Origin of the sequence: Aeromonas sp. JL9, from assembly GCF_024436075.1 — a bacterium.
Classification (GTDB): Bacteria; Pseudomonadota; Gammaproteobacteria; order Enterobacterales; family Aeromonadaceae; genus Aeromonas; species Aeromonas veronii.
The window spans coordinates 1-10,018 of sequence record NZ_JANFNV010000053.1; the positions used below are offsets into that span (position 1 = coordinate 1).

Here is a 10,018-nt window from a genome sequence, read left to right on the forward strand (position 1 = left end):
GAAGGGGGTAGTGGTGATCAGATCACCGCGCCCTCAGTTAGTTCCATTCAGGCGGTATCGATTTGGGAAACAACGCCGCTGAACAGCTATCCTAGAGTAACAATCAGTTACACTACCGGATACTCACCAATAATTTTCATATGTATTTTATATTATTCATATATTTTCAATATTGCATTTGAGATTGGTGGGTTATAAATTAAATCCGTGTGCATCTGTATGTGGTATGTTGTTTGGCCTGCTCTGCGGGCCTTTTTTTCAACTTATATTCTTGTTTGTCACTTTGTTCTATAACTAATTAGCTGATCCCAATGGCGTTACACCTTCGCTGTACCATAGCCATTCCCTGGAAGGGACACGGTACACATGAGCTATGTTTCAATTGAGTCGGCAGGCTGGCCATTCCACTGCATTGATGATTGCACGTGATAGGTTCATGTAACATGTGCCACAGCCATTTTATGTGATTAACAACACCATACCTACGTCATCAGGCCGTTATCGCATGCGTCCAGCGCATCTTGCCGCAGTAAGGCCTATAGCAACAGGGCTTTGCTGGCACTCTGCCTTCGTTACTTACGGAAACTGAAACTGTTGGTGAACAGAAACCTTGCATTTAGAAAACACAGCCCAGTTATTCATTTCATAACTTTTCATGCAACTTATCAGCTTGGATATGATTCTCTAGAGTAACAATTGTTATTGGTTTTAGAATGCATGCCTATGCCATAGCATGGTATCAGCAATGTCGTCAGTGACTAATAGCCAAAGATTCATAGTTGAAGGGTGACCAGCATAACATGATTTTATATTCATCATCAGAACGATTTGCTCTGAGCTCATTTGTGACTTTTGACATGTGGCTAAATATTCTCATACAGGCAGCACTACCGATTTTCTTAGCGTTAACGCCAACAGCTATGGCAAACGCTGAGCATATGCATGCTCCATTTGCATTTCAAGATGAAAATAATGATGCTTTAGTCAATGAGCTACCTGACCTCGAACTTAGCTCTGGGATAAAAAAAACTATATATGATACTGAGGATGATACTACTGAGGATGATACTGAAGGAATGATTGCAGGCGAATTGTCTCGGTTGGGAAGCCAGTACGGTATTGAATCATCATCAGATCACTTAGATTCAGAAATTATCTATTGGCAGAATAGACTTCGTACTGCTTTTGAAAATGAAGCAAGCAAACAGATAAGTAACTATCTCGATGATTATGGGCATATAGAATCCAAGATATCTATTGGTGATGGATTTGAACCGACGTTTGATCTAAAGGCATTGCTGCCATTGTGGGAAAGTGATGAAGATCTTCTTTTTTTTCAATCAAGCATGAATAGTTTAGGTAAACATGATGATGATGCGCGCAACATCCTAAATTTTGGTATTGGTTATAGACATTGGAATGATACTTTCATGTATGGCCTTAATGGTTTTTATGACCACGATATAACCCGTGGACACCAACGTTTGAGCGTTGGCACTGAGCTATGGGCAGATAACATGAAATTGGGTTCAAATTTCTATATCCCTGTCAGTGGTTGGAAGGAATCAACTACTCTTAACAATTATGAAGAGCGACCTGCCTATGGTGTAGATCTTAGAACTAACGTGTATTTTCCCTCTTATCCTGAGTTTGAAGGTCAGCTTGCTTTCGAACAATATTTTGGTTCGGACGTCGGAATCAAGAGTGATACTGAGCGCCATTCTAATCCCATGCAAGCCAGCATTGGCATCGGTTGGCATCCAATTCCCCTTCTAACAACAAAATTGGGGCATTCCATTCGAAGTGGAGGGGCGCAGGATACTAAAATTTCCTTCGGGATCGAGTGGCTAATTGGAGCAACTTGGGACCAGATGATCAATCCAGAACTTGTTACACAGCAACGAACGTTAGCTGGCATGAGACATGATTTTATAGAGCGTAATAATGAAATTGTGCTGGAGTATAGGGAAAAAGTCACCCCAATTGAAATTCATCATGCTCCAATAACTGCTGTATCAGGTTCCAGTGTTGATTTATCACCAAGTATTTCTGGGGGGGAACCAGCTAGCTTTCGTTGGTATAGCTCATCGCCAAAACTTCAAGCCCAGCTAGACCTCACAGATACCTCCAAAAAGGATATTCATATAACAACCCCTAGCTTGTCAGTTTCAGAATTAGAAGAACAATATGAGCTATACTTGGAGGTAACAGATAAGTATGGCAATACATGGACATCTGAGATGATTCCTATAACTGTTGTTGCAGATTTATCTAGTATCAAGAATAGTATTCGCTTCATAAATGAAAGTTTGAATATCAAATTGATCCAAGGGGAACCTGTTGATGTTGAATGGGTGATGGAGCGGACTCTTGGGGATGAATCAGTAATTGTAAGTCCTGGTAATATCAATTTGTCTACTACATTCTCAGATCAGGTTGTTGTTGAAAATCTCTCTGGCTATGAGAATTCAGACGGTACATGGATTAATGTGGTGCGCATGACACTACTATCGTCGGATGGTATGGATAATAATGCCAAAGGAATGCTGATAGTAAATTCAACTGACCCTGACTTTTCTGATCATTCAGCAGTCGGCAGAGTAAATGTTACTTTAGCTGGAGTCAATATAAGTGATGGCGTTAAAGTCGTCATTGTCGGCGAAGCTTTGAGTGGAGCCGTCTTGAGAGCTCACTTTGAGTGTCAAACCATATGTACAACTCCATTGGATGGGTACCTGTGGCAAATCGAAACCAATCCTGAGAGCGGTGTATTTGAAGACATTAAGGGGGAGAATCTACAACAATTAGTAGTTAAACCAGAATATCAACGCAGGAGAATACGGGTTGGTGTAAATGCAAAAACAACTGTAGTCCCTCCACGACTCGTTGCAAAGCATACTAAAATCTAAATATATTAATAGATAAAGGTATTTAATATGTCAAATAGTAAATGCGTGCGTTTTTTAGTCCTTGGGGCATTTTTATCGATATGCATTGTGACAAATGCCAAGGCTGTCTCCACGGCCTTTTCGGAACCAACTGTTTCAGTTGTAGGCAGGCCTCCTATATTAGGTAATATTCCGGGTGCCGTAGTAGTTGATACTAATGGGAATGGGGCAAATGACATTGGAGACACTGTGAGCGTTCAGCTATCAGCCTCTGATGCAGATGGAGATCCCGTGACTGGTTTCAGTCTGAGATGGTTTGTTGGCGAAAGCGAAGTAAAAACTGAGGATGTTGTCGCTGTCGATAATAGTGCAACCATTAACATTTCACTAACTTCTGAAATATTTGTTGCTGGTGAGACTTTAAAGGTGTCTATCATAACAAAAACAGATGAGAACAATACTGAACCCTCTTCATCATGGACGGCAAATCCAGTACCTCTAATTACCTTGGCACAGCCCAACACAGTGGTATCTGCGGCCATTAATGGTGAAGCTATCATAGGTAACACGTTAACAGTTGAGCCTGTATGCGCTAGCGTTGATGGTGATAGTTCGTGCGTCGTTAAGTCTTATGAGTGGCTGATTGGTGATGGCGATGATGTCAGCACTTATCAACCGCTGAAGCTTAGTAACGAGGACCCTGTTACAACTGCTTCAATTGATTTGAACCAGACCCTGTACTTGCAATCACTACAGAAACACCAGTTGGCAGTGAAAGTTACTAGTGACGGGGCTGGAGACAAAATTTTCATATTGAAATAAGTGATAGGGGCCTCACTTTGAAATTTTATATGAGGCCCCTTGATATTCGAGGGCTAAAATTAAATGGCATTTTCTCGCAAGCGGTTTTTGGCATTATCAATAGTATCGGGGATGGCTATATCTAGTGAAGTGATATCACCGCCATCAGGCTTCATTAGGGGGCATTACCCTACGCTGGATTTTGACATAAGATGTATAGCAAGTAGAACTGATCGAACTGAGGTATCCCCTTGTTCACCTGGTAACGTTTTAACTTTGAAGAATTTTACTACCAGCGACCTTGATGGCGATCGAATAGATCGACATCGTGTTATTTGGTATAGCAAAGATCATATTGCAGGCTGGTTAGCAGGAAGTCTCTCTGGCACTGATGTTTTTTTTACCTTTCTTCCAAATGGAAATGATGAATGCAATATGGGAAATACCCATACTGGGTGCATGAATGCAATATATCTTCAGGATAATCCAGGAGCTACAGATTTAGATGTAACCGATGCGATGGTTGGACATGAGATAAGACTCAATTCTAACTCTGGTACTGATTGTGTCATAAGTGAACCATGTTATAGCGATGTCAACCAAACGAGTCCGTCCGGTATTACACCGGAGTCTCGTCCTCCTTACTTTTCAAGTATTTTGGTGGAGGAACACAAATTTGCTGTAAATGTTGGCTTTCCAAAAACAGGATTCATTGGCGCAGAGTTTACACTGATACTCTCTAGTGGAGATGCAAGTGCTTATGATTGGAGTAGCAATGCTTCATGGGTTAGTGTGGATAACAGCGGTCACGTCTCCTTTACAGGGAAAGGAAATACATCAAGCGTTACCATCACTGCCTCACCGAAGGCGGGGGGGGAGCCAGTAACCTATACTTTTGCCCTAGATAATTGGTTTATTAATCAATCTGATATGCAGGTCACATATGAAGATGCTATCGGTTGGTGTAAGAGCCTTGGTTCAAATAGTAGGCTGGCCTCCGAAAGTGAGTACTCACTAGGGAAAGATCCAGACGATGAGTGGAGACCCCTGAGAGGTATAGGAAAGTTATTCACGGAATGGGGCCGTTTGTATAAATATACAAATAGTAATTTCAAGATAAACCACTCTTTTTTTGCATTGGAACATGATGGCTATCACTGGGTCATGGTTCCATCTAATGGTTTTGCACAGAGGGTTACTAATTCCGCGAAACGGTATGTGACGTGCATCGGCTGGTAAAGAAATGTGACTTGCATGGCATCCTAAATTAGGACGGTATTGCAATGGCGGGAGTGTCGGAGTAGTGAACATAGAGGGTAATACCCTAAATAGTTGCTCCATCGGGGTGTTGACGCTCCTATGTCAACAGGCTTGCGCTGAGTCAGCTAAATCGGCCTAGATCAAAGGGTAGAGTTCCCTGACGATATAACGCTTCAAACAACGCTGGATCTCTTTCGAAGATAAGCCTTGGGCGCTACGTCGTGCGACGTAAGATTGGGTTTGTGGATCTCCCCGCATCCGGACCATTGCAATCGTCCATAACGCATTATTTGCTGCACGGTTACCACCTCGGTTTAAGCGATGTCGTACGGTCTTTCCCGAAGATGCGGGTAAAGGGTTAACCCCACAAAGTGCCACAAGCGATGCTTCATTTCTTAACCGTTCCGGGTTATCGCCAGCCGTTGAAAGCAGCACCGCTGCGGTTTGAGGGCAGACGCCAAATTGTATGGAGATGGTATTCACCTGACAGTTGCCCACAAAAGGGAGTGGTCATACGGCTTCAAACCGGATAACAAAACGGTACCCCTACCGTGTTATCCGGAGTCACCGTATGACCACCAACGAGAAAGTAGCACGTCGTAAACTCAGCCTGCTAGAGCTCGCCAAAGAACTCAATAGCGTCAGCAAAGCCTGCAAGCTTATCGGCTACAGCCGTCAGCAGTTCTACGAGATCCGCCGTAATTACCAAATCTATGGTGCCGAGGGCTTGCTCGACAAATTGCCGGGCTGTAAAGGGGCTCATCCTAACCGGGTCGCTCCCGAGATTGAACAGGCCATCCTCGATTACTCTCTCACCAGACCAACCCATGGCCCGCTGTGGGTCGCGCAAGAACTGGCTTTGCAAGGCATCAACATCAGTGCGGGCGGTGTGCGTGGCGTGTGGCAACGTCACGACTTGCTCTCCAAGCATGACCGCTTGTTGCGCCTCGAGAAAAACCCACTGGGAGCAGACCATTGAGCTCAATGAGGAGCAGATTCGCCTGTTAGAACGCTTTAGCCCCGAGTTCCGCGAACGCCAGATTGAGGTTCATTACACCGGGGAACTGGTGGCGGTCGACACCTTCTTCGTCGGCGCGCTCAAGGGGGTTGGCAAGGTGTATCTGCAAACCGTGCTGGACTGCTACAGTCGCCACGCTTGGGGGCGGCTCTACACCAGCAAGCTGCCGGTGACCTCGGTTCATGTGCTCAAGGAAACGGTACTGCCGTTCTTCGAAGCCCATGAGGCTCGGGTCTATACCATCCTATCGGACAATGGGCGCGAGTTCTGTGGGCGCCCTGACCATCATCCCTACTAGCTGTTCCTGCAACTGGAGGGGATTGAGCACCGGACAACCAAGGTGCGCAGGCCGCAGAGCAACGGCTTTATCGAGCGACTGCATCGCACACTGCTGGATGAACACTTCCGTATCAAGGGGAGAACGACCTGGTATGAGTCGGTAGAACAGATGCAGACAGACCTGGATAGCTACCTGGAGCACTACAACACCCAGCGGCCACATCAGGGCAGGATGTAGTGATGTGATGGACGCCCCTCCCTGCGCGGTCAGTTTCATACTTAGGCTGACAGCGTTCAACTTGGGGGATCACCACATGAACACGATCAAAGTAGTTGGAATCGATATTGCTAAGTCTGTTTTTCAGGTGTGTGTATGGATGGCTGATGGTTCTGTTGCCTGGAATCGTAAAATATCTCGCCAGAAACTGCTCCACACGTTGCGCCAGTTTCCACCGCAAACACTGATTGCTATGGAAGCTTGCTCAACATCTCATTTCTGGGGACGAGCACTGATATCGATGGGCTATGACGTAAAGCTCATTCCCACACAGCATGTCAAAGCCTTTGCAAGACACCAGAAGAATGATGCCAACGATGCATTAGCTATTTGTGAAACCGCTTGCCGACCAGGGATCCACTTCGTATCAGTTAAAACTACAGAACAACAAGATATCAAGGCGTTACGTAGTGCTCGCCAGCTCATAGTTGAGCAGCGAACCGCTCTGGCTAACCAACTACGGGCATTACTTGCCGAGTACGGAGTCATTATTCCAGCCGGGTTACAACGCCTGCAACGACAACTGCCAGAAGTGCTTGAAGACGGAGACAATACGATAACCTTCACGCTTCGCCGACTACTGAGCCTGTTACGAGAAGATATGCAGATGCTCACTGAACGGATTGATGTTTTGGATAAGGAACTAGCTGAACTGTCCAGCCAGCAGGTTGCCTATCACCACTTATTGACCATTCCTGGTGTCGGGCCACTGATTGCCGCTGCGGTGGTCAGTGAGGTTGATGCCACCCAGTTTTCCAGCGGCCGTGAGCTTTCGGCTTGGTGTGGCTTAGTCCCTCGACAGCGTAGTTCAGGTGGAAAACAACGGCTTTCATCCATGACCAAGAGCGGTAATCGTAACTTGAGGACCTTGATCATCCATGGCGCTCGAGCGGTGATGCGCTGTGTGCAAAAACGGGATGACAGTTTAGGGAGATGGGTGAAGGCAATCGAATTGCGGCGTGGCTTCTTGAAAGCCACTGTCGCCCTGGCAAATAAGTTAACTCGGATCATCTGGCGTGTACTAACTGACTCGGTTGATTTCTGTATGAACAGAGCTTTTGCAGGAAGTTAATTTGATATTTGCTTAGAAAATCTACGTTACTGAGTTTGCAGGCACTGATGAAGAAACGGGTACCGTCCTTGTAACAGCCTGAATTAGACCTGGGTATGCATATACCGGTGTAGTGATAAGGAAGCAAGGCTCGGATGACATCATGGCGAGGGAGTTAATCCCATCATAACGCCGGATATATGGTCGCAAACCGTATCAGTTCAGTTCTTGCACAACCTGTAATGATGTGATGGACGCCCCCACCCAGCGTGGTCAGTTTCATACTTAGGCTGACTGCGTTCAACTTGGGAGAGCACCACATGAGCACGATCAAAGTAGTTGGTATCGATATTGCCAAGTCTGTTTTTCAGGTGTGTGTATGGATGGCTGATGGTTCTGTTGCCTGGAATCGTAAAATATCTCGCCAGAAACTGCTCCACACGATGCGCCAGTTTCCACCGCAAACACTGATTGCTATGGAAGCTTGCTCAACATCTCACTTCTGGGGACGAACACTGATATCGATGGGCTATGACGTAAAACTCATTCCTACACAGCATGTCAAAGCCTTTGCAAGACACCAGAAGAATGATGCCAACGATGCATTAGCTATTTGTGAAACCGCTTGCCGACCAGGGATCCACTTCGTATCAGTTAAAACTACAGAGCAACAAGATATCAAGGCGTTACGTAGTGCTCGCCAGCTCATAGTTGAGCAGCGAACAGCTCTGGCTAACCAACTACGGGCATTACTTGCCGAGTACGGGGTCATTATTCCAGCCGGGTTACAACGCCTGCAACAACAACTGCCAGAGGTGCTTGAAGACGGAGACAATATGATAACCTTCACGCTTCGCCGACTACTGAGCCTGTTACGAGAAGATATGCAGATGCTCACTGAACGGATGGATGTCTTGGATAAGGAACTAGCTGAACTGTCCAGCCAGCAGGTTGCCTATCACCACTTATTGACCATTCCTGGTGTCGGGCCACTGATTGCCGCTGCGGTGGTCAGTGAGGTTGATGCCACCCAGTTTTCCAGCGGCCGTGAGCTTTCTGCTTGGTGTGGCTTAGTCCCTCGACAGCACAGTTCAGGTGGAAAACAACGGCTTTCATCCATGACCAAGAACGGTAATCGTAACTTGAGGACCTTGATCATCCATGGCGCTCGAGCGGTGATGCGTTGTGTGCAAAAACGGGATGACAGTTTAGGGAGATGGGTGAAGGCAATTGAATTGCGGCGTGGCTTCTTGAAAGCCACTGTCGCCCTGGCAAATAAGTTAACTCGGATCATCTGGCGCGTACTAACTGACTCGGTTGATTTCAGTATGAACAGAGCTTTTGCAGGAAGTTAATTTGATATTTGCTTAGAAAATCTACGTTACTGAGTTTGCAGGCACTGATGAAGAAACGGGTACCGTCTGAATCGCCCCGGGTTTTCTAGACACTCTGTTGCTGAAAAATAAACTGCCTTTCAAACTCTACCGGCGACAGCCCATCATTGGAACCATGACGCCTGATTGGGTTGTAAAACATTTCGATATAATCAAATACGTCGCTGCGGGCTTCATCTCTTGTCGCGTAAATCCTGCGCTTGATCCGCTCCCGTTTGAGCAACTGGAAGAAGCTCTCGGCGACAGCGTTGTCGTGACAGTTGCCCCGTCGGCTCATGCTGCAACTCAGGTTGTGAGCCTTCAGAAAGTCCTGCCATTCCCCACCGGTAAACTGGCTGCCCTGATCCGAATGCACCAGTACCGGCTGCTTGGGCTTGCGCCGCCAGACGGCCATCAATAACGCATCCACCGCCAAGTCTGCCGTCATGCGTGATTTCATCGCCCAGCCGACGATCTGGCGAGAGAACAGGTCGAGCACCACCGCCAGGTACAGCCACCCTTCTTGAGTGCGGATGTAGGTAATGTCAGTCACCCAGGAGAGGTTGGGGGCTGGCACCTTAAACTGACGTGCCAGCGTGTTTGGGGCCGCCTGCATGCTTTCACCCCCATAACGCCCCTTGCGGCATTGATAGCCTGTTTGCGAACGCAGCCCCTCCCGCCTCATTAATTTGGCCACACGGTGCTTGCCGCAGGCTTCCCCTGCGTCACGAAGGTCGCGATAGATCTTGCGATAGCCGTAGACAGCACCACTTTCCAGCCAGGATTGTTTGACCAATCCGATCAGCCGTTCGTCCTCCCGCTGTCGTGGCGATACGGGCTGTTTCAGCCACGCGTAGAAGCCACTTCGGTGAACCCCCAAGGTTTGGCACAGGGTAACGACACTATACCGGTCGAGTCGGGAGGTTATGAACGCGTACCTTTCCTTGACTCGCTGGCAAAGTACGCGGCGGCCTCCTTTAGAATATTGCGCTCCTCTGCATATTCCGGCCGATCATGAACACCGATTCCGGTTCAACGTGAACACCATTTCCGGACCAATGTGAACGCTCA

General features: G+C 46.9%; 6 protein-coding genes and 4 pseudogenes. 7 read left to right on the forward strand and 3 right to left on the reverse strand.

What is annotated here, in order from left to right:
* On the forward strand, positions 1–198 hold a 198-nt coding region (locus tag NOM06_RS20450), incomplete at its 5' end, for a hypothetical protein (RefSeq protein WP_255912983.1).
* Positions 199–317: 119 nt separating this feature from the next.
* Here NOM06_RS20450 and NOM06_RS20455 read toward each other — a convergent pair.
* Positions 318–472 (reverse strand): annotated as a pseudogene (locus tag NOM06_RS20455) (IS630 family transposase); the annotation flags it as partial.
* A 307-nt stretch (positions 473–779) separates the two neighbouring features.
* Here NOM06_RS20455 and NOM06_RS20460 point away from each other — a divergent pair.
* From NOM06_RS20460 to NOM06_RS20470, 3 genes are all read left to right on the forward strand, one after another.
* Positions 780–2,909, forward strand: coding sequence for an inverse autotransporter beta domain-containing protein (locus NOM06_RS20460; protein WP_255912984.1), 2,130 nt, complete (start codon positions 780–782; stop codon positions 2,907–2,909).
* A gap of 27 nt (positions 2,910–2,936) precedes the next feature.
* On the forward strand, positions 2,937–3,710 hold the full coding sequence (locus NOM06_RS20465; RefSeq protein WP_255912985.1) for a hypothetical protein: 774 nt from the start codon (positions 2,937–2,939) through the stop codon (positions 3,708–3,710).
* A gap of 255 nt (positions 3,711–3,965) precedes the next feature.
* Positions 3,966–4,928: a hypothetical protein gene (locus NOM06_RS20470; RefSeq protein WP_255912986.1), complete on the forward strand. Its 963-nt coding sequence runs from the start codon at positions 3,966–3,968 to the stop codon at positions 4,926–4,928.
* Between the two features lie 156 nt (positions 4,929–5,084).
* Here the strand turns inward: NOM06_RS20470 and NOM06_RS20475 are convergent.
* Positions 5,085–5,396, reverse strand: a pseudogene (locus tag NOM06_RS20475) (transposase); the annotation flags it as partial.
* A 124-nt stretch (positions 5,397–5,520) separates the two neighbouring features.
* Here NOM06_RS20475 and NOM06_RS20480 point away from each other — a divergent pair.
* The 3 genes and pseudogenes from NOM06_RS20480 to NOM06_RS20490 all read left to right on the forward strand — a co-directional run bounded on the left by NOM06_RS20480 (position 5,521) and on the right by NOM06_RS20490 (position 8,929).
* Positions 5,521–6,484, forward strand: a pseudogene (locus NOM06_RS20480) (IS481 family transposase).
* 76 nt (positions 6,485–6,560) lie between these two features.
* Positions 6,561–7,595 (forward strand): IS110 family transposase, encoded by a 1,035-nt coding sequence (locus tag NOM06_RS20485; protein WP_255912987.1) that lies wholly within the window; start codon positions 6,561–6,563, stop codon positions 7,593–7,595.
* Between the two features lie 299 nt (positions 7,596–7,894).
* On the forward strand, positions 7,895–8,929 hold the full coding sequence (locus NOM06_RS20490) for an IS110 family transposase (RefSeq protein ID WP_255912989.1): 1,035 nt from the start codon (positions 7,895–7,897) through the stop codon (positions 8,927–8,929).
* Positions 8,930–9,014: 85 nt separating this feature from the next.
* Here NOM06_RS20490 and NOM06_RS20495 read toward each other — a convergent pair.
* A pseudogene (locus NOM06_RS20495) lies at positions 9,015–9,943 on the reverse strand (IS3 family transposase); the annotation flags it as partial.
* Positions 9,944–10,018: the final 75 nt, after the last annotated feature.